The organism is Cognaticolwellia aestuarii (genome assembly GCF_002000025.1).
GTDB classification, from domain to species: domain Bacteria; phylum Pseudomonadota; class Gammaproteobacteria; order Enterobacterales; family Alteromonadaceae; genus Cognaticolwellia; species Cognaticolwellia aestuarii.
The window spans coordinates 282,401-306,900 of sequence record NZ_MUZV01000006.1; the positions used below are offsets into that span (position 1 = coordinate 282,401).

General features: G+C 38.3%; 21 protein-coding genes. 10 read left to right on the top strand and 11 right to left on the bottom strand.

Annotated elements, in window-relative coordinates; translation table 11 throughout:
• The first annotated feature begins 163 nt into the window (after positions 1-163).
• The 3 genes from arsC to B0169_RS11390 all read left to right on the top strand — a co-directional run bounded on the left by arsC (position 164) and on the right by B0169_RS11390 (position 3,249).
• The gene (gene arsC / locus B0169_RS11380) at positions 164-514 is read left to right on the top strand and encodes an arsenate reductase (glutaredoxin) (protein ID WP_077286087.1); all 351 of its coding nucleotides are present in this window, start codon (positions 164-166) and stop codon (positions 512-514) included.
• Positions 515-518: 4 nt separating this feature from the next.
• Positions 519-914 carry a DUF2069 domain-containing protein gene (locus B0169_RS11385; protein ID WP_143323517.1) on the top strand — a complete coding sequence of 132 codons (396 nt, stop codon included), beginning with the start codon at positions 519-521 and terminating at the stop codon, positions 912-914.
• Between the two features lie 397 nt (positions 915-1,311).
• On the top strand, positions 1,312-3,249 hold the full coding sequence (locus B0169_RS11390; RefSeq protein WP_077286089.1) for a hypothetical protein: 1,938 nt from the start codon (positions 1,312-1,314) through the stop codon (positions 3,247-3,249).
• A 298-nt stretch (positions 3,250-3,547) separates the two neighbouring features.
• Here B0169_RS11390 and B0169_RS11395 read toward each other — a convergent pair whose 3' ends face one another.
• The 6 genes from B0169_RS11395 to B0169_RS11420 form a co-directional block, all read right to left on the bottom strand.
• Positions 3,548-3,901: an RNA-binding S4 domain-containing protein gene (locus B0169_RS11395; protein WP_077286090.1), complete on the bottom strand. Its 354-nt coding sequence runs from the start codon at positions 3,899-3,901 to the stop codon at positions 3,548-3,550.
• A 472-nt stretch (positions 3,902-4,373) separates the two neighbouring features.
• The gene (locus B0169_RS11400) at positions 4,374-5,426 is read right to left on the bottom strand and encodes an alcohol dehydrogenase family protein (RefSeq protein WP_077286091.1); all 1,053 of its coding nucleotides are present in this window, start codon (positions 5,424-5,426) and stop codon (positions 4,374-4,376) included.
• On the bottom strand, positions 5,419-5,943 hold the full coding sequence (locus B0169_RS11405; protein WP_077286092.1) for a TetR/AcrR family transcriptional regulator: 525 nt from the start codon (positions 5,941-5,943) through the stop codon (positions 5,419-5,421). The genes B0169_RS11400 and B0169_RS11405 overlap by 8 nt, the downstream gene beginning before the upstream one ends.
• A 462-nt stretch (positions 5,944-6,405) precedes the next feature.
• On the bottom strand, positions 6,406-7,260 hold the full coding sequence (locus B0169_RS11410) for a multiheme c-type cytochrome (protein ID WP_077286093.1): 855 nt from the start codon (positions 7,258-7,260) through the stop codon (positions 6,406-6,408).
• 186 nt (positions 7,261-7,446) lie between these two features.
• Complete coding sequence (gene hda, locus B0169_RS11415) at positions 7,447-8,157, bottom strand: DnaA regulatory inactivator Hda (RefSeq protein WP_077286094.1); 711 nt, start codon at positions 8,155-8,157, stop codon at positions 7,447-7,449.
• Positions 8,154-9,272, bottom strand: coding sequence for a DUF2066 domain-containing protein (locus B0169_RS11420; RefSeq protein WP_077286095.1), 1,119 nt, complete (start codon positions 9,270-9,272; stop codon positions 8,154-8,156). Before B0169_RS11420 ends, hda begins: the two co-directional genes overlap by 4 nt.
• 139 nt (positions 9,273-9,411) lie before the next feature.
• Here B0169_RS11420 and purM point away from each other — a divergent pair, with 139 nt between their 5' ends.
• The 3 genes from purM to B0169_RS11435 are packed head-to-tail and all read left to right on the top strand — an operon-like array spanning position 9,412 to position 11,887.
• Entirely contained in the window at positions 9,412-10,458 is a 1,047-nt protein-coding gene (purM, locus tag B0169_RS11425; protein ID WP_077286096.1) for a phosphoribosylformylglycinamidine cyclo-ligase, read from the top strand.
• A 3-nt stretch (positions 10,459-10,461) separates the two neighbouring features.
• Positions 10,462-11,109 carry a phosphoribosylglycinamide formyltransferase gene (gene purN, locus B0169_RS11430; protein ID WP_202971827.1) on the top strand — a complete coding sequence of 216 codons (648 nt, stop codon included), beginning with the start codon at positions 10,462-10,464 and terminating at the stop codon, positions 11,107-11,109.
• A gap of 25 nt (positions 11,110-11,134) precedes the next feature.
• Positions 11,135-11,887 (top strand): DUF3108 domain-containing protein, encoded by a 753-nt coding sequence (locus B0169_RS11435; protein WP_077286098.1) that lies wholly within the window; start codon positions 11,135-11,137, stop codon positions 11,885-11,887.
• Positions 11,888-12,082: 195 nt separating this feature from the next.
• Here B0169_RS11435 and B0169_RS11440 read toward each other — a convergent pair whose 3' ends face one another.
• Entirely contained in the window at positions 12,083-12,868 is a 786-nt protein-coding gene (locus B0169_RS11440; protein WP_077286099.1) for a class II glutamine amidotransferase, read from the bottom strand.
• A 471-nt stretch (positions 12,869-13,339) separates the two neighbouring features.
• Here B0169_RS11440 and fadE point away from each other — a divergent pair, with 471 nt between their 5' ends.
• From fadE to B0169_RS11460, 4 genes are all read left to right on the top strand, one after another.
• Positions 13,340-15,757, top strand: a complete 2,418-nt coding sequence (gene fadE / locus B0169_RS11445; RefSeq protein WP_077286100.1) for an acyl-CoA dehydrogenase FadE — start codon at positions 13,340-13,342, stop codon at positions 15,755-15,757.
• Between the two features lie 272 nt (positions 15,758-16,029).
• Positions 16,030-16,701: a TetR/AcrR family transcriptional regulator gene (locus tag B0169_RS11450; RefSeq protein WP_077286101.1), complete on the top strand. Its 672-nt coding sequence runs from the start codon at positions 16,030-16,032 to the stop codon at positions 16,699-16,701.
• An 82-nt stretch (positions 16,702-16,783) separates the two neighbouring features.
• Complete coding sequence (locus B0169_RS11455; protein WP_143323518.1) at positions 16,784-18,151, top strand: aldehyde dehydrogenase family protein; 1,368 nt, start codon at positions 16,784-16,786, stop codon at positions 18,149-18,151.
• 48 nt (positions 18,152-18,199) lie between these two features.
• Complete coding sequence (locus B0169_RS11460; protein WP_077286103.1) at positions 18,200-19,252, top strand: aldo/keto reductase; 1,053 nt, start codon at positions 18,200-18,202, stop codon at positions 19,250-19,252.
• Positions 19,253-19,613: 361 nt separating this feature from the next.
• Here the strand turns inward: B0169_RS11460 and B0169_RS11465 are convergent, their stop codons facing one another.
• From B0169_RS11465 to B0169_RS11480, 4 genes are all read right to left on the bottom strand, one after another.
• Positions 19,614-19,970 (bottom strand): hypothetical protein, encoded by a 357-nt coding sequence (locus B0169_RS11465; protein ID WP_077286104.1) that lies wholly within the window; start codon positions 19,968-19,970, stop codon positions 19,614-19,616.
• Positions 19,971-20,039: 69 nt separating this feature from the next.
• Positions 20,040-21,179 carry a heparin lyase I family protein gene (locus B0169_RS11470; RefSeq protein ID WP_077286105.1) on the bottom strand — a complete coding sequence of 380 codons (1,140 nt, stop codon included), beginning with the start codon at positions 21,177-21,179 and terminating at the stop codon, positions 20,040-20,042.
• A 252-nt stretch (positions 21,180-21,431) separates the two neighbouring features.
• Positions 21,432-23,252, bottom strand: a complete 1,821-nt coding sequence (locus tag B0169_RS11475) for an acyl-CoA dehydrogenase C-terminal domain-containing protein (protein ID WP_077286106.1) — start codon at positions 23,250-23,252, stop codon at positions 21,432-21,434.
• Positions 23,253-23,576: 324 nt separating this feature from the next.
• Positions 23,577-24,443: an AraC family transcriptional regulator gene (locus B0169_RS11480; RefSeq protein ID WP_077286107.1), complete on the bottom strand. Its 867-nt coding sequence runs from the start codon at positions 24,441-24,443 to the stop codon at positions 23,577-23,579.
• Positions 24,444-24,500 lie beyond the last annotated feature (57 nt).

Consider the following 24,500-nt stretch of genomic DNA (forward strand, 5'->3'; position numbering starts at 1 on the left):
CAAGCCAAGGGGCTATAGCTAGTTTTCAATCTAACATTGTTGAAAACGGTAAAAGTGGATAAAACACCATAGACTTTTCGCATTGTAATCATACAAGTTAGCGAATAGCTAAAGTAAAAGCACAACAGCCCCTAAACCATTTATAATAATTTAAGAGAGAAACATGTTAACTATTTATCACAACCCTCGTTGCTCAAAAAGCCGACAAACTTTAGCACTTATTGAAGAACAAAACCATGAAGTGACTATTGTTGAATATTTAAAAAATCCGCTTAGCATTAATGAGATTGAGCAGCTATTAGCATTACTTAACGTTTCTCCACGCGACATGATGCGAACCAAAGAAGCAGAGTTTAAAGAACTAAACTTAGCAAATGCAGATGATGCAACATTAATCGCAGCTATGGCATCAACTCCTAAATTAATGGAAAGACCAATAGTAACCGATAATACACGTGCTATTATTGGACGCCCTCCGGAAAATGTTCTTTCACTTTTGCAAAAAAACGATTAATAAAATGGCCAATAAACCACGTTTTTCAACAGACACGCTGAAAAAGATCACCCTATCGGGTTATTTTTCGTTACTTTTTTATATGCCATTTTGGCTGATTATTGCCAGTGATGATAGCGCGCTATCAATACCATTAATTCTTGTCATGTTTGTCTTGCCTTTGCTTTTCCCGTTAAAAGGCTTGGTGCAAGGAAACCCTTATACTTATGCTTGGTCGAACTTCATTGTGATGATTTATTTTTTGCATAGCTTAACCACATTATGGGTCTCTGCCGATGAAAAGATATGGGCATTAGGAGAGTTTATCTTAGCAAGCATTATGTTTATCGCTGGGAGTTACTACGCAAAATATCGTGGACAAGAATTAGGGTTAAGTATTCGTAAAAAGAAAGATGAATAGCTAAAACTACCTAATAACCAGCTTCATAGCCAATGTTTAATGAGCACTAAGTATCGTTTTATCCACTAGCTTAATGCTCATTTATCTTCCCAACCACCACAATCATATAATACAACACTGAAATTCTTGATAGTTAAGATAAGTACCATATTTATTAGCTTTCACTGACAGGGAAAAACTGATCAGAATAGGTGTAGGTTATATACTTGATTTAAAACTGCTTGTTTGTAATATTAAGCACTACCGTCATATATTTTTATAGCAATACCGCCTGCTTACATTTAGTCAAAGGCACTTTTTATGCCAATTGTAAGCATAAATTTGTATGCTATTTTTATGAATTTAATTAGGCTTGATCAGGTCTGTTAATCTAATAACTTTATCAATAGAGGCATCGATGGATATTTTACCTAAGCAAAAATGGCTTTCAAAAACAATGCTATTGGTTGCACTCGCCATACAAGGTTGTGGTGGCTCTGACAACTCAAGCAAGAAAAATATTGATGATTTTACACCTGTTGTTACGCAAACAGGCATCATCAGTTTTGATGAAACGAATAAAGTTGCACAGCCGGTTGAACTGTTTATTTATTTCCCTGACGATAGCTTAACAAACATCAATTGGCAGCAAACCGCTGGCAGCGATGTAACCTTTTTGGCAAAGAACTCTAAAGCTATAGCTTTTACGCCTAATGAAGCTGGAGAGTATCGCTTCGAAGTAACTTTTAACCGAAATGGCGCTAATGAAATGTTATCCCATACGGTGATTATATCAGAGGATACACACCCGGTTTCCGCAAGGCTAGGTCATGCTGTACTAGAAGGCAGTAATGTTTCTTTAAGTGCCTATATAAATGCCAGTGACCTAACAAGTAGCAGTATCCAGTGGCAACAAGATTCTGGGCCCACAGTTACTTTTAGTGAACCAACTACCGGCCAGACTGCGGTTTTTTTTCAAGCACCCAATGTCAGCGCTGATAGTCTATTAAGTTTCACGGTCAGTGCTTCTGATGGTGCAATACGGTATCAAGATACCGTGACGATACTCATTGAGGATGCCCCCAATATCAGTAGCAATGATAACATTGCATACGATACACGTTTAGCCACTGTTTTTCCTTTCAATGCCAACTCCCCTTATGCCGACGTACTCGTTAATTGCGTTTATAGCAATACCATTGATTTAAGAGAAACTTGTCGTTTTAATGAATTACCTTTAATAGCACATGACACAACAACTCCTAGTGTTGAAGATATCATGGATCGTGTCGTTGTTTCTCATCAATGGATGGGACAAAGATTTAAAGAGTTTTTACAAAATAGCGATCAGCATAATGATTTTAAAAACTTATTACGTGCCACAACAGCCATTGTCATTTCATACGATGTACGCCCTTCTTATTATTGGGCAGTAACCGGTGCCATACACCTTGACCCTAGTGATCTATGGTTAACACCTGATGAAAGAGATACCATTAATCAAACTCCTGATTTTCGGGCATCATTTGGTGACGAATTAAACTTTGTTATGCCATGGCGTTACGTAAAAAATAATAGTTATGCCAATTTTTCGTACCCTATATCGTCTCGGGAAACTCGAGAGACCAGCGACGGTATCTATGAGCTTGCCGCATTAATGTATCATGAATTAGCGCATGCAAATGATTACTTTCCACAAAGTGACTGGGCTAGCATTAACCTTAATCAGCGCATATTAGACAATGTCAACGATAGACTACAAGACACAGGTATAGTGTCAGACAGGCTCAGCGTTGCAATGCCATTAAATGGAGCTGAAATGTATCGTTTAGCGCAAGTACGTTATCAAGGTGAAACTGCAACAACTCGTGAGAAAAATTATACACCAAGTGATGTTTCCGGTTTTTTCAGCCCTGAACATGCTCCGCACTTCTATAACTACTCAAGTAAGCGAGAAGACTATGCGATGCTGTTCGATGAGGTCATGATGAAAGCACGTTATGATGTCGACAGGGATATTGCCGTAACCAATCAACCTAACAGTACTGGTGAAGAGTATATCGTTACTTGGGGCCAACGTGGTCGTATTGGTGAAGCTAATATTAAGCCTAGGGTTGAGTATGTTACGCAACGAATATTGCCAGAGTACAATGAGGCAAGTAGTTTCATCAATAATTTAACTGCACCTATCGCAATGCAAGCTGGAAAAACGTGGGCGGAAAACTTAGCGATTAGTCCGATAGTAGAGCAAAGTCAAAATGTAGATAAAAGCAATGCACACTCAGCTCAAAGTAAAAAGAATAAGCTTAATAGCGACGGTAAAATATTTTATGAAAAGCCTATACCAAAACGTTAAAGCTTAACGAGAATAAGTATTAACAAAAGTGGTGATGATTTTATTTAATCGTCACCACTTTTTTCGTTTTATATGTTTTATTTTTCCAAGCATTGATCTCGAGGTAAGTCTCAACTTGCCCTTTCACGTGATTTTAGACAATCAAGATTGGTAACGCTAAATCAGGCCATGCGCTGATCCGTAAAATATGATTTTTACTGTCAACGCTAACGATAGCCATCACCATAACGCCAATGCACATTGAGTTTGTGAAAAACGCAATCTCTTGCCTGAGTTTTCACCCTATAAAGCTAGGCTGCTAGTTTTTAGAGACGGATTCAGTAACCGCTTCTGAGGCTATAAGCCGTGCTTTGCTTTTCGCTCTTTTTTTCTTTTTTGAGTTTTTATTCGCTGACACTACAGTATTAATAAACTCTGCAGATTTTTTGTTGGGGTTAAAAGCCAATTGAATAGTTTTACCGTTAAATTCAATAATATCACCACGGCGAATTTTTTTACGCTTTTGCACAACAACTTCATTATTTACTAAAACATTGCCTTCACTGATCATGGTTTTAGCTTCACCGCCGCCACCAACCATATTGGCAATTTTAAGTAGTTTGTAAAGTTCTATCGGTTCAACACAAATGTCGAAAGTTGGATGTTCAGACATGAAATACGCCTAATAATTTTAAATAATAATATCCTTAAATTCTAACATATATGGAATAAAACATACATTAAGGATTCTTTCATATTATGAGCTAACATGCTTGGCTACTAGGTGTTGCAAGAAGATAATGTTAAAGCTTTAACTTTAACAATCTAACCATTAGACAGCACAACAATTAATCTTACCAGCATATTTGAATAGTTAACTCATATTAATAAAAATGAAATAGCATATTTATGTTTTACAATAAACCGTTGTGCAAGGTCATTTGTCAGCAAAAAATCGCCACAATAAATAGATACTGTGCGTTTGATATAAAATACTGCATAGTCAACTTTTTAACACTCTCCAAAAGTTTACAAAAGCAATAAAGCTCATAGCATAAGCGTTTAGTTATGCAGGAAAATTATTGCTTAGTAGCCTTGGTTGAGCATTTGCGTTAATTGAAATAACTTTCGGCACGTTATTACGCTTAAGGCGCTACGGTCAGCACTATTTTCCCTACATGCTGTTTTTTCTGGAAAATTTCTTGCGCAGTATATATCTCTTTTAAAGGGAAAGTTTGTGCAACAATAGGCATTATTTTCTGTTGTTCAATGTAGCTAATCAAATTTTGAAAGACGCCTGGCTCAAGTACAGTACAGCCATAAAAGCTTAAGTCTTTTAAATAGAGCGATCTGATGTCTAATGCAACCAAAGCGCCACCAATGGCACCTGAAACTGCGTAGCGACCTTGTGTTTTTAATATATCTAAAAATTCAGGCCATTGCTTCCCAGCAACAAGATCGATCACTACGTCGACACTATTTTCTCCAAGCACTGCAAGCAACTTTTCGTCCCTAAAAACAACTTGATCAACATCCAAATCCATCAGTTGATGTTTTTTGGCTGGACTAGTAACAGCAATAACATATGCACCTCTGGCTTTAGCTAGTTGAATTGCCGCAGAGCCAACACCACCTGACGCTCCTGTAATTAATACTGTGTCTTTACTGCTCACTTTTGTTCGAGTTAACATATTCTCAGCAGTTGAGTAAGAGCACGGAAAAGTAGCAAGCTCAATATCAGACAGTTCGCTTTGTATAGGATATGCATGATCAGATGAAACGGTGGTAAACTCTGCGAAACCACCATCGCATTCAGAGCCGAAATACCAAGGGGTGACAAGTTGCTGGCCATCAGCTTCACGTATACAGGGCTCAACCAAAACCCGCTCTGCGATACGTTTATTGTCAACTCCATTGCCTACAGCAACAATAACACCGCAAACATCAGCGCCTTGAATACGAGGAAAAATCAAGGCATTACCTGACCAACTGGCATCTTTGTCATTGTTATCATTTTTTGAATACCATGCTGTTCTCGTGTTGATGTCAGTATTATTAACCCCCGCAGCCGCAACACGTATCAACACTTCATTATCTTTTGGTTTAGGCACTGAAATATCATCACGGTACTGAAGTACCTCAGAGCCGCCATGGCCTGTAAGGTAAATACCTTTCATCATTTTTGGAATATTAAACATGACTTTGTGAACCCCATAATTTTTTGATAATTTTTTGTGCAGATATTACCGCGGTATTGCCCATAGTTGGCCAAACACTCGATACGCTTTCATGAAGTAAAAAAAGCTCTGTCGACAGTTCGCTTCGCTGGCTCAGCTGCACTAGCAATTCTTGAACTTCATCTTTGTGGCGCTGAACAGCCTGTTTCATTGCCATATCTTGAGGAAAAGCAGCAATAGCATTTAACGACAAACAACCGTTAGGCGCAAAATCAACCATCCATTGTGCCAGCTTATCAAAAATATGCAGTACACTTTCTAGACCCGTTGAGTGTGATTCACTTAGCAGAAATGCCATATACCGCTTATGGCGATATTCTAAAGCAGCGACAATCATCGCTTCCTTGGATGGATAATGTTTATAAAGTGTTCTTAAGCTTACGTTACAGGCAGTCTTTAATTGTGCGACGCTGGGTTGCGCAAATCCAAGTGTGCTAAAAGCACTTTCTAAGTCGGCTGCAATTTTTTCTTTCAGCATGTCACTTACCCTAGGTAGAATTTATATTCTACCTAGGGTAAAGCAAACACTCTACCCTGTCAAAAACTAGATAATGTTGATGTAGACGTGGTAAAAATTAAAACGTTTTTATTTGAAGTTCATAGAATAAAGCGAAAGCGCTATGTTACTTTTGCTGAAACTAAAAGAGTAAACTGGCGTTGAAGGTATCGCTAATTTAGTTAAATTTCACTGCTGAACAAAGCGTTGAAAGTAATGGAAAACGGCAATGAAATTTAAAATTTGTCGAGGTGAAGTTACAGGCAGGCTTTAGCTAATAATTGCTGCCTGTAAGCGTTAGTTATGAGTATTAACTCTGCTTTAATTTTACTTTTGGTTTATATTTAGTTTTGCTTTGTTATAAAAATCGTCATTTAACTTTGCTCTACTTACCTTAGCCTCATATCGAGGTGGATAATTGCTTGTTAGTTGTGGTCATTCAGATCAGTGTTTTAATAACTCTGCGAAAGTATGCTCTTTTGCCAATAATCGTTTCACACCTTCGGCTAATCGATGCGTGCCATGGCAAGTGGCACAAGCTGTTACCGCTAGTGAGCCAAGATCTCTTGCTTGTTGTTTAACCTGACCAGTTTTCAAGTTCTGCTCAAGATTAAGCATGATTTTTTGCATCTTTTCATTGGGATAAGTTTGTTTCTCTTGTTTATGACAATTACTACACACTTGCCCAAGCTTATTCATTGCTTTTTTTAGCTCGAACAAAGAGGACAACGCAAGTGCTGACTGTCCATCTTCTGAGGCTATTTTGATCTGGTTTACTTGCTTGCTCAATGTTTGCATATGCATGTTAAACGGTATCGAAGGTGCAACATCTATTGCAGAAAAATCTGCACTTCGATAAGTCATTGCGGTGATCGCTTGGTAATCCACATGACAACCATCACAACTTTTTTGCAAAGTGTTTACTGCAGTTAATACCCCAGGATAGTCACGACTTTCTGCCCTGTTTTGTATATTTTCAATCGTTACCAAATCGAGTTTTGTACGCCAATTAGCTACCATTTCACCAATAGCGAGATAATGTTTATTTAACTTTAAGCCCCATTCTACAAGTCGCTTGTGATCTTTTTGTTCGGCATAAAACTCAACGGCTTGCATTTCACGCCTTAGTTTAAACATATTATGTAACCAAACATGGCGTTTATTATCTGGCTTATACCATTGCGCTAGCGCTTTTGGCGGCAATTTAACAACAGTGACTTTATCAGCGTGTTTATAAGTAACAGTCACTACCAGTAAAATAAGCATGACTTGTAAAATAATAAAGTAAATCCATTTCATCGTAATTGTAACCCCAGAGCGAGCTTTGGCTATGTCGTTAGACAATTATATTTGGGTGATATGATAGTACTTTGAGCAAATAACGATTTGATCACGCACAATAACGGGTAACTTTGCTAGTAATAGCTGCTAAAGATATGACGCTAACAGTGCAAAGTTACATCGTAGAATGGTTTATTTTATCTTTTAAAATAAAATATCTTTAATGAAAGGGATAGTAATGCGACGCTGCTCTCTAATTGAAGCCTGATCAAGCTGCTCCAGTGCAGCAAGTAAGCTAGTCATATCACGAGATAAACGATTAATCAGAAAACTTGCCACGTCATCGCTGATATATAAACCACGTTGTTGAGCACGATACTGTAAGGCAAATGATTTTTCTTTATCGGTTAGGGGCTTCAATTGTTCGGTCAAGCCCCAACCCAACCGTGATACTAAGTCAGGTAAGCTAATATTTAACTGGCCAACGCTTTGATCACCAGTAATGATCAAACACTTATTTTGCTCAACCATACGGTTGTATAAATCAAATACGCCTTGTTGCCATTTTTTATTGCCTGCAATTAATTGAATATCATCGAGGCAGACTAAATCAATGTTTTCTAGACCATCAAGCACATCAACAGACAACTGTGTTAACTCAGAAAATGATAAGCATAACGATGTTGCCCCTAATTTGTCAGCATAAACACAACTTGCGTGCAGTAGGTGGCTCTTACCAACACCTGACAAACCAAATAAATACAAACTGTGCACTTGCTTATTAGCATCACAAATGCGGTCTAAAAAATGCGTTACTTGTTGTACAACCATTTGATTACTTTCACTTTGAAAACTGGCAAAAGTTTCATCATCAGGTAATTGTACAGATAGGGTTAATTGCGAAATTTTCGTCACTTTTTACCCCAATAAAATACCGGTACTTGGTCTGAGCCTTCTCGTTCAGCTAAAGGGTCAATATAACGATTTAACTGTGCGCTCAACTTTAACGAAGCAAAGAGTGCTTGCTGCGAACCAATCAGTGATAACTTAAAGCGACGATTGGTACCTTTTACACTGACCAACTGTACAGATTGAACGGCAGAAAGTTCGCTGAGAAATTCCGATACCGCAATTAACTCAGCTAACGAAGAAATGTTAGCTACGTCAATTTCAAATTCATTACTATTGGTTGTTGATAGCGCGTATTGTTGATAAATAATATCAGTGATATCTGATAATGCGTTAACTAATAATTCATTAACATCGTCACCTAAGTATTGCTCACTAAACACTTGAGCATGTTCACTCTGCGCATCCGTCATAAGGCTCCAATCAACAGCTAATTTATGCTGCTGACATAGCGGGCATTCAATTGCGGCATCATCAACGGTAAGTAAACTGGAGTTTGACACTCTGATAACGACAACGGCTTCGGCCATATAACGAGCAGAAGCTTGAGCTACGGGTTGTGAAAATCGCCCCCATAAATCAGACACCGTTAAAGCCGTAAGATCAGTTAAGTCCATTATTGGCATAACTAATGGTAAACCACGTAACTGCGAAAAGTCATGAATGGTGTTGGGCAATAGCGACGATGAAGTGGCCGAGATTATTTTACGTTCAAAACCCTCTTCTTCAATCAACCAAACCATCACTTGGGGCCTAAGTCGGCCCCAAATAGCGAGATCATTTTCTTTAAATAGACGGTTAATTTTCGCTTCGTCAAAAGACACATTCAATAATGTTCTATTATCTTGGCGAATATATTGATACTGAGTAACATACTTGTTGTAGTTTTTTATCGCCTGCGTAATACCTGGATGTTCGATTTTTTTCCCGCCAACCTTAACTAAAATAGCTCGCAAAGCATTTTTAAGCGCTTGATTGCGATCACCAACGGATTGTGAGTCAACAGCAACTTTCGCGCTGTACAAATTTTCGACCTCAATCGCGCTAACGTTCAGCGGTAGTATAAAAAATAACAATATCAGACAATTTCTGAACATAGTGTGTATTAACAAGTGTTTCATAATAAAGATCTTATCATAATGTTGCTGATTTTTATTACATATAAAAATAATTTATTTTAAAGATTTTCAGCGCGCGTTTGCACTGGTAGAATATGCGCCTTTATCGTACAAGTAAACTAACTACTAATTGAGGTTTCCCGTGAGCGAAGAAAAACAGTCTTTAAGTTATAAAGATGCTGGCGTTGATATAGATGCAGGTAATGCCCTAGTTGAAAATATTAAAGGTGCAGTAAAACGTACTACACGCCCAGAAGTTATGGGAGGACTAGGTGGTTTTGGCTCTATCTGTCAACTTCCAACTGGTTACAAAGAACCAGTACTTGTTGCGGGAACCGACGGTGTCGGTACTAAATTGCGTTTAGCCATTGATTTACAAAAGCACGATACTGTAGGTATTGACTTAGTTGCTATGTGCGTGAATGACTTAATTGTTCAAGGTGCTGAGCCTTTATTCTTCCTCGATTACTACGCCACAGACAAGCTTGATGTTGACGTTGCTTCTGCTGTTGTTTCAGGTATCGCTGATGGTTGTGTACTATCAGGTTGTGCCTTAGTCGGTGGTGAAACCGCTGAAATGCCAGGTATGTACCATAAAGGTGATTACGATATCGCTGGCTTTTGTGTTGGTGTTGCTGAAAAATCTCGTGTTATCGACGGAACTAAAGTTGCTGCCGGTGACCAACTTATTGCATTAGCATCTTCAGGTGCACATTCAAACGGTTTCTCTTTAATTCGTAAAGTATTAGAAATTAACAATACTGATACTAACGAATTACTAAATGGTAAATCTATAGGTGATCATTTAATTGAACCAACAAAAATTTATGTAAAGTCGGTCTTAGAGCTACTTAAGCAAGTTGATGTTCATGCTTTATCACACATTACTGGTGGTGGCTTCTGGGAAAACATTCCTCGTGTATTACCTGAAAGTGCGCAAGCCATTGTTGACGGCGATAGCTGGCAGTGGCCAGAAATATTTAACTGGTTACAAGAAAAAGGCAACATTACTACACATGAAATGTACCGCACATTTAACTGTGGTGTAGGTATGATCATTGTTGTTCCTGCAGATGCGGTTGCACAAAGTATTGAAATTTTAACTGCTCATGGTGAAAATGCTTGGCATATTGGTGAAATTGCCGATCTACAAGCCGGTCAAGAACAAGTTATTATCAACAAAGGTTAATCATTGATGCGAAGCCGAATTGTAGTACTCATTTCCGGCGGCGGCACAAACTTACAGGCGATTATCGACGCCTGTAAGCAAGAAAACTATGGCGGCGATATCGTCGCTGTGGTTTCTAACAAAGCTGACGCTTATGGATTAACGCGGGCGCAAGATGCTGATATTGCTACTGCTGTGCTCTCACATAAAGATTTCAGTAGTCGCGAAGATTACGATAATGCCCTGATTACAGAAATTAATCGTTATCAACCTGACCTTGTTGTATTGGCGGGTTTTATGCGCATATTAACGCAAAAATTTGTCCAAACGTATCAAGGCCGCTTAATTAACATCCACCCTTCTCTTCTCCCTAAATACCAAGGCTTGAATACTCATCAACGAGCAATTGACGCTGGTGATACTGAACATGGTGTTAGTGTGCACTTTGTTACTGAAGAGCTAGATGGCGGGCCGGTGATTTTACAAGCTAAAGTCCCGGTATTTCCAGAAGATAGCGCGGATGAGCTGGCTCAACGTGTCCACCAACAAGAGCATCGCATTTATCCACTGGTGGTAAATTGGTGCTGTTCAAAGCGCGTTACTATGGTAGCAGAACACGCGTTAATTGATGGTGTAATCTTACCTGTTTCGGGTTATGCTAGCGAAGAGTAGCATTTAATTTAGAGAATTTACTATTATGTTGAAATCATTACCTTATATTACTTTACTTTTGTCATCAGTGACTTTCAGTGCGATGGCAGAAAATAAAGAAAATAGCGTAATGATACCTGCATTTAATGCGCAATATAGTATTTTACATAAATCTAAAGCTGTAGGTGAAGCAACACGAAAGCTAAGCTATTTAGACAATGGCTTAGCGCAATATAGTTACCATACAAATATAGAGTGGTTAATATTTTCAGATATTCGTGACGAAGCCTCAACCGTAAAACTCGTTGGCAATAAAGTTACCCCAACGCGTTATGAATATAAGCGAGAAGGTACTGGCTCAGACAAGCACTACAAGTGGCGTTATGACACCGAAAATAATACCGCGTTTGATGAAAAAAAAGAGCGTGCTAAAACCATTAACTTTCCAGAGAATATTCAAGACTCGTTAAGCTATCACCTGCAACACCGTCTGAATATGATCAGTAACCCTGAACAAAAACAGTTTGTTTATCCAGTCATCAAAACCTCAGGCTCAATCAAAAACTATGTCTATCAATATGATGGCGAAGAAGAAATCATGCTACCTTACGGCTTAGTAAAAACTATTAGGCTTAAGCGCGAAGTTATTGAGAAAAAGCGCGTAACTTACGCTTGGTTTGCCCCGGAGTTAGATTACTTATTAGTTAAACTTCATCAAATTAAAGGTGATGTTGAGCAATTTGAAGCACAGCTACAGTCTGTTATAACGATTAATTCAACAAGCAACACAGGCCAATAATTTACAGGCTATTAATTTTACAGTTTACTGCACTTGTTTTTATATTGTTTTAGTTGATAGTCATTTGCTCTTAAGAGTCATAGCTTCCATGCAAACGCTATGCAAAATAATTAAATGCAAAACATTGTTGTTTTCTCAGTACGCTTGCGCTCTTAAAAGAAAGAATAAACAATATAGATTGGCGATAACATTTTGCTAACTTCTACTGCTTTGAGCAATTAACTGTCCTTTACTAAATAATAAACCATCTCCCGGCTGCATTTTTTGCCATGTTTCATCATCCGTTAATGGCTGTGTAGCAATTACGGTCACAATATCGTTATCGGTAGTTTCTTGATCAAAGTTAACCACCATTTCTGCGTCTATCAAGCTTGCTTTACCAAACGGTGCTCGTCGTGTAAGCCAATGTAAATTGTTTGCACAGTACACCAATAAAAAGTCACCATCGGTTAACAGTAAATTAAACACGCCTAATTGATTAATTTCTTGGCATAGCCCAACAACATAGTGGAATAAATCTTTCGGTGTAGGGACATTCGCGCCAAAATTTTTCAGTAATTGATCAAGTATCCAGCAAAAAGCATGTTCACTATCTGTCTCACCAATCGGCATATGAGATGTTATGACTAGTTTAGTTTTATAATCAGCAAGCTGGCCATTATGTGCGTAAGTCCAGTTTTTCCCCCACATGGGACGAATGAAGGGGTGCGTATTAACCAAAGATACTTCACCTGAGTTTGCTTGGCGAATATGGCAAACCACAGTTTCACTTTTAATAGGATAGTCAGTTACTAATTGAGCTATAGGAGAGTGCGCACTCGGTAACGGGTCTTTAAAACTACGACAGCCTTTACCTTCATAGAAAGTTATGCCCCAACCATCTTTATGCGGCCCAGTATTACCTCCGCGCTGCATTAAACCGCTAAAACTAAAACAGATATCTGTCGGTACATTGGCACTCATCGCCATTAATTCACACATAAAAAATAACCATATAAAAAATGTTAAATAGAATAGTCACTATTCCTTTGTAGATCAGAAAATAAAACTATTGTTGAGTCTTCAAAATAATTATACCCAAACTGCATTTTCAATAGGCTTGGGGATAATATTTTCTTACTGGCTTAATGCCTAAATATACTCACGCTTTGCGCATCAGATAACTTGCCAGAGGCTACCGCCTACCTTTTAGCAAATACAATGCTTACATTTACTGATATTACTCTGCATAGTACGTGTTATTGTGCTGAATTTACACAGCGTAATATTGAATAGCCTAAAATGGTGTACGAAAAGTAGATATCTCGCTAACTGACATGAATTTCGTCAGCATAAGAAGCTATACTAACAATAAATAATTTGAAATTATTGACAAGACAAATTAAGCTTAATCAACTATCTGGTCTGACCTCCAGTAATTTTAATTTTACATATCAACATTAAGGAAAATATGTGGACTATTTAACTTGGATACTTATTGCTATCGCATTATGTGGGTTTATGGCGTATTCACGCGCATCACTCTCAACATTTACCATAGCATTTACCTTACTTATGATTGTTGGAACTTTTTTCGACATTGTATCTTTCTTCAGCTGGCTAATTTTTGCCATTATTGCCATACCATTAAATATTGCAGATATTCGAAAACAGTATATATCTAACCCGCTACTAACTATGTTCAGAGGCATTATGCCTGAAATGTCAAAAACTGAACAAGAAGCGATTGATGCTGGCACAACTTGGTTTGAAGCTGAGTTATTTCGTGGCACTCCCGATTGGAAAAAGCTACATAACTACCCTAAGCCAAGACTAAGTGCGGAAGAGCAAGCCTTTTTAGACGGTCCTGTAGAAGAAGTTTGTCGCATGACTGATGATTGGCAAACCACGCATGAGCTCGCTGATTTATCTCCAGAAGTATGGCAATACCTAAAAGATAATAAGTTTTTTGCCATGATAATCAAAAAACAATACGGCGGCCTTGAGTTTTGCGCTTATGCTCAATCATGTGTGTTACAAAAACTATCAAGTGTCAGTACCGTTTTGTCATCTACTGTTGGTGTTCCTAACTCATTAGGCCCAGGTGAATTATTACAACATTACGGTACAAAAGAGCAACAAGACTATTATTTACCTCGCCTTGTTAAAGGTGAAGAAATCCCATGTTTTGCCTTAACAAGCCCTGAAGCTGGTTCAGATGCGGGTTCAATCCCCGATTACGGTGTTGTTTGTCGTGGTGAATTTAATGGTGAAGATGTGTTAGGCATGCGCTTAACTTGGAATAAGCGTTATATTACTTTAGCGCCTGTAGCGACAGTATTGGGCTTAGCCTTTAAGCTGCAAGACCCTGACCATTTACTGGGTGAGGAAGAAGATTTAGGCATTACCTGTGCATTAATACCAACAGACATTGACGGTGTTATTACTGGTCGTCGCCATTTCCCATTGAATGTACCTTTCCAAAATGGTCCAACACAAGGCGATGATGTTTTCGTACCGCTAAGTTACATCATTGGTGGTCCTGAAATGGCTGGCCAAGGCTGGCGGATGCTAGTGGAATGTTTATCTGTAGGTCGTGCAATTACCCTACCTTCGAACAGTACTGGTGGTATAAAGTCGTTAGCGCTAGCTACTGGTGCCTATAGCCGTATTCGTCGCCAATTTAAAATTTCTATTGGCAAAATGGAAGGGGTCGAAGAAGCACTAGCAAGAATAGGCGGTAATGCTTACTTAATGGATGCCGTTACTACGATGTCAACTGGTGCTATTGATATGGGCGAAAAACCCAGTGTTATTTCGGCTATCGCTAAATATCACTTGACTGAGAAAATGCGTTCGTGTGTTGCCGATGCAATGGACATCCATGGCGGTAAAGGTATTTGTATGGGCCCTGGTAACTACCTTGCGCGCGCTTATCAAGGTGCTCCTGTTGCAATCACCGTTGAAGGTGCAAATATATTGACACGTAGCATGATTATTTATGGTCAAGGTGCGATACGTTGTCATCCTTATGTACTAGCCGAATTATCTGCTGCTAAAAACCAAGATCAACAACAAGCGTTAAACGATTTTGACCATGCCTTATTTGGTCATATCGGTTTTGCTATTAGCAATATTTGTCGCAGTGTTTGGTTTTCTTTTACCGGTAGCTATGCATTAGCTGCACCTTATAACGACGAAACTAGACGTTACTATCAATTAATGACTCGCTTTAGTTCAAATTTAGCCATGCTTTCAGATATTGCTATGTTGACGTTAGGCGGTGATTTAAAACGTAAAGAGCGTATTTCAGCACGACTTGGGGATATTTTAAGTTACCTATACTTGGCCTCAGCAACGCTTAAACGCTACAACGATGAAGGTCGACAAAGTGCTGACTTGCCACTTGTGCAGTGGGCTGTTGAAGATAGCTTATATAATATTCAACAAGCAATCAGTGAACTTATTAACAATTTCCCTAATAAAATTGTTGCCGGCGCATTAAAGCTAATTATATTACCTGTTGGCTGTTGGTTGAAAAAACCTTCTGACAAAACCGATCACAAAGTAGCAGCATTACTGCAATATCATAACGAAACGCGTACACGTTTAGGTCAGGGACAATATTTAACCCGCGAACCAGAAAATGTTTTAGGACAACTAGAACAAACACTTGAAGATATTATCGCTTGTGAACCAATATTCGATAAAATTTGTCGAGAATTAGGTCAGCGCTTACCTTTTTATCAATTAGATCTTGTTGCTAAAAAGGGCTTAGAAGCCAATATTATCAGTGAAGAAGAAGCTGAGCTATTAACAGCAACAGAAATTGCGCGTAAAGCTGTTATTGATGTCGATGATTTTGAATCTGATTACTTAAAAGCGGGCTAATCCCCTTACTTTTATTACTTTATATAAAGCCCATTACTGCTTTCGCAGTAATGGGCTTTTTTATTGCTATTGTAAAATTAGTTAGGCCGAACTTTTGCTAACGTGCTAAATCAACAGAAAAACGGCTTATGTTTACTGAAAAGTTTTGCTAACATTGTTTCTAATTTGTAACTAACACGCTATATTGAAATTAGCATCATCTATAGCACATCATGACAGAGCTATAAAAACCCAATTATATTAAAAAAATAATTTACGAGTAAAAAGTATAAATGTTAGCAAATAAAGAACAAGCACTCGTTAAGCGACGCACTAAGGGTGAAAAAACAAGAATGTTGATACTAGCAGCAGCAATTGACTTGATTGCTAAGCACGGTATTAAAGGAACAACTCATCGGGCTATTGCTGCACATGCCAATATACAACTGTCTCTAACAACCTACTACTTCAAAGATATTCAGCAATTAATACAACAAGCTTTTGAATTAAATACCCACAATGCTACGACAGCTATCGAGCAATTATGGCAACCCATTTTATCGTTACTAGCACAACAGAATAAAGTAGAGTTACGCAGAGTTAAAGTGCGTCTTGAGTTACAACATCAACTCGCTGATTTGTTTTTAAAATTTATCTTCTTAAATATCGAAAATCATCGCAATCAACTTATCGTAGAGCAACAGTTGTGTAATGAAATACAACTATCACCTTCATTGCGTTTACTCGCTGAGCAGCACAACTTGGCTCAGCTAAATCCCTGTATACAAGTATGCCACTATTTCAACAAAGATCTTGCTAAGGTTAATGGGCAAATATTACTTACGCTACTAAGACAAGCACAATATCAGCAATTACTTGCCAACCAGTCAATTTTATCTTCCGATGATATTCGTAATTTTCTTCTGCAAACCTTAGCAATTGTACTTAGCATAAAGCCACAATAGCAAATCCACTAAAGCTTTGTACTCCTTTGGGAAATCGGTTAAATTAAGTCATCTGCCCCCTATAATTTAATCAGGAATACTTGTGGATTTTAGCGAACAACTAGCGCAACATCAGCAATTTTTTGCCTCAAACAAAACCCGAGATTTAAGCTGGCGTAAGCAACAACTGCAACAAATTAAGCGCTTAGTGACAGAAAATGAACAAGCATTTTTAGATGTCCTTCAAGCTGATTTAGGTAAACCTGCACAAGAAGCATGGATCACCGAAGTATCTTATGTCACAGGTGACGTTGATCATGTCTGTAAACACCTTAATCGTTGGGCGAAAAAACGTTCAGTGTCAACCCCTATTGTTGCACAACCAGGGCGATCCTACATTCAACCTGAACCGCAAGGCAGTGTATTGATTATTGGTGCTTGGAACTATCCAATGCAATTGATACTAGCACCTCTGGTAGCGGTAATAGCTGCCGGTAATTGTGCTATTGTAAAACCATCCGAACTTGCGCCTGCAACATCACAACTTTTAGCCAAGCTTATTCCGCAATATTTAGACCCTCAAGCTTTTTCCGTGGTCGAAGGTGCCGTTGAAGCTACAACGGCATTACTCGCCTTGCCGTTTGATCATATTATGTATACTGGTAATGGTCAGGTTGGCCGTATTGTTATGGCCGCAGCAGCCAAGCATTTAACGCCTGTCACCTTAGAGTTAGGCGGTAAAAGCCCTGTTTATGTTGACGAAAGTGCCGATATTAATATTACTGCGCAAAGAATAGCTTGGGGCAAGTGGATGAATGCAGGACAAACTTGTATTGCACCAGATTACATCATTACTTCAAAAAGCATGATTGCTCCATTAGTAACTGCACTGAAAAGCCAAATAACCAAAATGTTTGGTAAAAATCCCCAAGAAAGTAAAAGCTACGGACGCATAGTGAATGAGCGCCATGCTAAACGCATTAGTGACTATTTATCTGCTCTTGAGATTGAGGTCGGTGGTGAGTTTGACATTGATAAACGTTACATTGCGCCAACTATAGTGATTAACCCACCGCTTGATAGCGCCTTAATGACCGATGAAATATTTGGCGCTATTCTGCCAATTATTGCGATAGAAGACTTTGATAGTGCCAAGGCTTTTGTTAAAGCACGCGATAAACCGCTTTCGGCTTATATTTTTAGTAAAAATAAACAACAATGCCAAAGCTGGGTAAATGAAATAAGTTCAGGTAGCCAATGTATTAATGATGTCATCATGTTTAATGCTGTTCCTGAACTACCTTTTGGTGGTACAGGCCCCAGTGGTATCGGGCAATATAGTGGCCAAGCCGGTTTCGATAACTTTAGTCACTTAAAGTCAGTGTTAGTTCGACCATTTATTAAGGACTTACCTGTTAGGTTTGCACCATACAGTAAATTAAAGTTTAAGTTTCTTCGTTGGATCCGCTGATCAGCAGCAAATTTATACGATTAAAAAGTAAAAATTGAGAATAATGTTATGAAATATGTAAAATTAGGTAGTAGCGCATTAGACGTCTCAACTATTTGTTTGGGCAGTATGACTTGGGGCTTGCAAAATAATCAGTCAGATGCCGATGCTCAACTCAATTATGCGCTACAGCAAGGTATTAATTTTATTGATACCGCAGAAATGTATGCTGTGCCGCCGACTAAAGATACCTATGGCGCAACAGAGAGCATTATTGGCAATTGGCTGAGTTCAAACCCTACTCGGCGTAAAGATATTGTTTTAGCTTCCAAAATTGCAGGCCCTGGCTTTTCCTATATTCGCGAAGGTAGCAAGATTACAGGCGCCAATGTTATCGCGGCCGTAGAAGCCTCCTTAACACGTTTGCAAACTGATTATATCGATTTATATCAACTACATTGGCCAAACCGTCAATCGCCACATTTTGGTAATCACTGGCCAAATACTATTAGCTATAGCCAAGTCGATAGCGAGCAGCAAAATGAAGAAATGCTTGATATTTTACAAGGCTTAGCCCATTGCGTTAACGCCGGTAAAATTCGTTATTGTGGGTTATCAGATGATACCCCTTGGGGCATTAATCAATACTTACGTTTAAGTGCTGAGCATAATTTACCGCGTATGGTTTCAATACAAAATGAATTTAGCTTATTGCATACCAAAGATTGGCCATACCTGATAGAAAACTGTATTCATGAAAATATCGCTTATTTGCCTTGGTCTCCCTTAGCGACAGGCTTATTGACGGGTAAATACTTAAATGGTCAACGACCAGAAGGTAGCCGCTTTACCCTGATGCAGCGCCACGGACTTTTTCGTGATACTCAGCACACTGAAGCAGCCGTACTTGCCTATGTAGAACTGGCTAAAAAACATAATATATCGCCGGCGCACCTTGCGTTAGGTTGGTGTAATCAAGTCGACGGAGTTACTTCCACCATTATTGGTGCAACTAATATGCAACAGTTAAAACAAAATGTTGCTGCTTTTAAACAGCCGTTAACCCCTGAAGTACTTGACGGTATTAATCAAGTACTTCGAAAGTTTCCTACGCCATTTTAACCTGAGATAAATTAAGTGAAGAAGCATTTACTTGAGGGGTTTAACTAGCATAATGCTACGCTGTAGTTTGCAATAACTAGCTATGTAAACTCATTAAATAGCGTTAATTAATCATAACAATAAACAAATGATATTAGCGCTAATAATGCAAGTTATAATAAGCAAAATAAAGTTATGACTTGTTCGGCTTCAGCTAAACATTTACCAACCTTGTTTTAAATATGCTGCACTGTTCGGTACTTATACTGCTACTTCAATGTTAATTTTTGCTTGTACTACATAAACAATGGCGGGTGTATGTAATACAGTAAGCATAAACCTAATGAACATAAGCCAATAAAGATAAACTAGTAAAAATAAGCTAGTAAACATAGACCATATTTGCTGTTGGGTATGGACCTCCAGCCATTGCTGGCGTGCACGCCCCATCTAACCAAAAAGCAATCTTGCGATTGTTTGCATGAGCTAGCATAACTGACGCATAGAGTTCGGCAAAATTATCACGAAGAGCCGAAATAGCGACACCAGAAGCTTCATTAGTGCCATTACAATTCGCATGATCAATAAATTTTATTCCGCTTGGAGCAGAAATCACGATTCTTTGAGAGTCTATTTTATAAAAATAAATATCTTGCTTACCCGAGTTATTACCGGCATAGCAAAGTGTAGTTGTAGCCCAAAAAACCAACAAGCTGATGATCTGTAGTGTTAATCTCATTTTATTATCCTGATTCCTTATTACTATTTATTGTTTGTTCTAGCCAGAACTATCTCCAATGTCTGATGACTATTTCGGCGCGACATATTCAAACCCGGCATCGTCAGCACCAGCCCAAAGACGTAATGGCCCGATGTATTTCGTCATGTACCTGTCTTTTTCCTCAATAAGTTCAATGCTATTAGCCCTTTCATGACGATAAACTCCGTGACGAATTTCTGGGGACGGAATCGTCAGCGGATAGTTTTCAGGATAATGGTACATAGTCGCTCCATGAAAATCCCACTGAGGAATATCGGTAATATCATAATCAACAGTTCCTGTGGCATTATGTGGATATACCCATATACGAAACCTGCCATCATCACCTTGTGAATATTTCATTTGCACAATGAAGTCATACCATTTATTTTTTTCAATCGGAAAACTACTAATATCTGAATGACCTTCAGGTACTTGCCAATCCATTGTTGTGCCCTTTCTTGCCGTAAATTGATAATGTAAGGCTTTATTTATTGGCGTGGTGATAATGCCTACAGCGGGACCACCTTTACTTACATCCGCATCAATAAGCTTGTCAATATCAGCTTGGTTAAATCCGACTTCAGCAAGTGTTTGTTCATTAGGTTGGTTTCTAAATTGAAAAACAGTCGTGATTTTTTCCATATCTACATCGCTATACAATTCTGACCAACCTAGCCATAAAGTAGTGCCTTCCTTTACTTTCATATCTTGCAATGTGCTGCGAATATGTATTTCTGCTCGGGTCATACCAGAAGTTGCCGCGCCAGTTTGTCCAAAATCGGTATAAAGTCTGACATTATTACTGTGTAATTGACGTGGAGCTATCGTGGTATCAGCAAATTCGATTTCAATACCATAATGCTCACCATTGGGGCCAGTAAAGTTTGGATCAGTTTCACTATAAGGCTTTACGAGTGGAATAGGCATGCCCGGAGTTCCAGGATAACGATCGCTAACTCCCCAGTTTGCGATTACTGGCCGATTCCAGTTTTTATTCAAGTTATCAACTTTATTGCTAACCGCATCTGTCCATAAAAATGTTCGTTTGTTGTTATCATGACTTTCACGTGCCTTAGCCATCAATAAATAGCCCTCAATCACCGTTAAATTGAAAGCATAGACAGGTAAAGTATTTAAGAAAAAAAGTACGAGTACGATATTCACCAACAAATATTTACACTTCATTATAACCCTCTTGGCAGTAGCAATAACAAAATCATAGCAAGAAATTGAAAGCTAAAACCTCTTTCCGTAACTCAGCAAGTTATTGTTATAATTTATTAAATATTTTTAAGTGATGTGTTTTAGGTAATATGTAAACCTGGCAGGATGTTAAGTTCAATACAAACTAAAGTCAACATAAGGTAAAAATGTAAAAAAGCCGTATTTCGGAGGAAACACGGCTTTTTAAATGTTATTACTTTTATAAAATATAGTTTACAAGAAAGATAATAACTCTTCGTCTAATTGCATTAACGTTTTAGGATCTGCCATCATAGTCACAGCTAGCGACTTTGTACGTGGCAATAAGCGTTCAAAATAAAACTCTGCCGTTTTAATTTTTGCACGATAAAAATCTCGATTCTCAACATCAGTAGCTAGTTTTTCGTAAGCAGCTTGTGCCATTTGAGCCCAAAAATAAGCCATAACGATATAACCAGAATACATCAAAAAGTCGACTGAGGCAGAGCCAACAACATCACGATCTTTTTTCGCTTTAAGTCCCAAACGAATAGTATATTGTTGCCATTTAGCTACCGTTGTACTTAATGGCCAAATAAACTTATTCATCTGACGTTTATGTGGGTTGTTCGATATCATACTTTGATCTTTACAGAATATAAGCACTTCTTTAGCAAAAGCATTTAGTGACTTACCACGAGTCATTAAAATTTTACGACCTAATAAATCAAGCGCTTGTATACCGGTAGTACCTTCATACAATGTTGAAATACGTGTATCACGAACAATTTGCTCCATGCCCCATTCTTTAATGAAACCATGACCACCAAATATTTGTAAGCCATGGTTAGCACTTTCAGAGCCTAACTCAGTTAAAAATGCTTTTAAGATTGGGGTAATAAAACCTAAACGGTTATCCGCTTTTTTACGCTCTTTCTCTGTTTTTGCATTTTCGATTTCATCAACCAATTTTGCGGTGTAGTAAATCATGGCTCGACCACCTTCACTAATCGCTTTTTGCGTCATTAGCATTTTACGTACATCAGGATGGCAAATAATAGGATCCGCAATTTTATCTGGATGCTTAGTACCAGATAATGAACGCATAGATAAACGCTCTTTCGCGTAAATCAATGAATTTTGGTAAGCGAGTTCAGCAGCACAAACCCCCTGTAAAGCCGTACCAACACGTGCCGTATTCATAAAGGTGAACATACATTCTAAGCCTTTATTTTCAGGGCCAATTAACACACCTTTAGCATTATCGAAGTTAAGTACTGCGGTTGCAGAGCCCTTAATACCCATTTTATGTTCTAGAGAGCCACAAGAAACATTATTAAATTCGCCAATATTTCCTTGCTCATCTGTTTGATTTTTTGGCACGATAAACAATGAAATACCTTTAGTGCCTGCTGGCGCGCCTGGTAATCTTGCTAATACAATATGAATAATATTGTCGGTTAAGTCATGCTCACCTGCAGAGATAAAAATTTTCGTGCCAGTAATGTTGTATGTACCATCGCCATTTGGCTCAGCTTTAGTTTTTACTTGCCCTAAATCTGTACCACATTGCGGCTCAGTTAAACACATGGTACCAGTCCACGAACCTTCAATAAGGCGTGTAAGATAAAGCTCTTTCTGTTCATCAGTGCCATGGGTATGAATAGTATTCATAGCGCCATGACTTAGCCCTGGGTACATTGCCCAAGACCAGTTAGCAGTGCCCATCATTTCAGACATCACCATACCAAGCGACGCTGGTAAACCTTGGCCACCATGCTTAACCGCATGTGGCAAGCTCGGCCAACCACCTTCAACAAACTTTTGATAAGCTTCTTTAAAACCTTTAGGTGTGGTAACAACACCATTGTCAAAAGTACAGCCTTCTTCATCACCACTTTGGTTTAATGGTAGTAGTTCGTTTTCACTAAATTTTGCACATTCTTCCATAATGGCGTCAACCAAGTCGGGTGTCGCTTCTTCAAATTCAGGATGTTTTTGGTAGTGCTCATAATAATTAAATACATCTTCAAACAAAAATTTGATGTCTGCTATCGGTGCTTTATAACTTAGCATGGTTAACTCCTAACACTTTTGATAATAATTTTTTTGCATTGCTGCATAAGTGCTAACGAGTATACACAGATATCACCACTGGTCCAACCACTATTTTCACTCTCAATATAATTACCCATAAAAAGAAATAACTTTTCCTTAAAAACAGTTAGTTATATTTTAAAATGCGTTTAAAAAGAGCCTTATGCACTCAGTTATTTATCTGTTTTTTGAAAATAAAAGCGCTGCTGAATACATTAAATAAGTAGGCTCGTGGGAGAAAAATGATGAAATAAGGTACTTTAAGTTCTTATTTATTAGTGTTAAATGCTTGCATTAATCAAACTATTTTATTGGTAAATAAATATCCGTGATCGTCTCTGCTTCACTAACGTCAGGGTATAAGCTTACTCGCTCTAAAAATAATGGGAAGTCTCTCAGCGCCTTACCCGATTTCTTTAACCACTGAGTGTATAAATAATCAATAGCTGGCACTAAGTTATCATCACTACCTTGATGTCGTATCTTTGCGCATTGGCCTGCGGGGATAACATCATGAATAACACCTTGAAGATTTTCTCTTACCTCGGTATGTATTTCACATGCTATATCAAAACGATACTTATTGGGCTCAGTAGTATTAGGGTCATCGTAAATAAGGTTAAAGGTTTTACTCTTACTCGGTGGTAAACCGTTTGCTTTGCGCCAATGAATAAACTGAGCAATACTATCACCTAACAAACTTGGTGAAGCTCTATGTTGTAGAACAGCTATTGATGTTTCCGGAAAGCTTACTTGCGATACTTGAAAGTTAATATCTTTTGGCATTATTTTGTTCCTTATCGTCAATATACTCTGGTAATGTGCTTGCCATGACACCCAGTTAGGCTTTTGCCTAAATGTTTTAGGGCTTTGCAGAAAAACAGACTTAAATGCTCGTGAAAATGCTGCCGCACTGTCATATCCCGCCATGAGCGCTATATCAATTACTTTTAGCTCTTGGCAATAAGCTAGTTGGTATGCAGCACGTTTTAAGCGCAACAATTTCATAACAGCAAAAAGACTCATTCCCGCGTAGGCGCTGAACAAACGATGAAAATGAAATGTAGACATGCATGCCAAATCACTTATTATTTTGCTGGCAGACTCTTCATCTTGATGGTATTCAAGATGCTTTAAAATAAGCTCAAACTTAGCAATATATTTTTCCATAATTTTAATTCTGTAGCGCCCTTTGCAAAACCATGTTACATAAGCGTAAAAGTAATT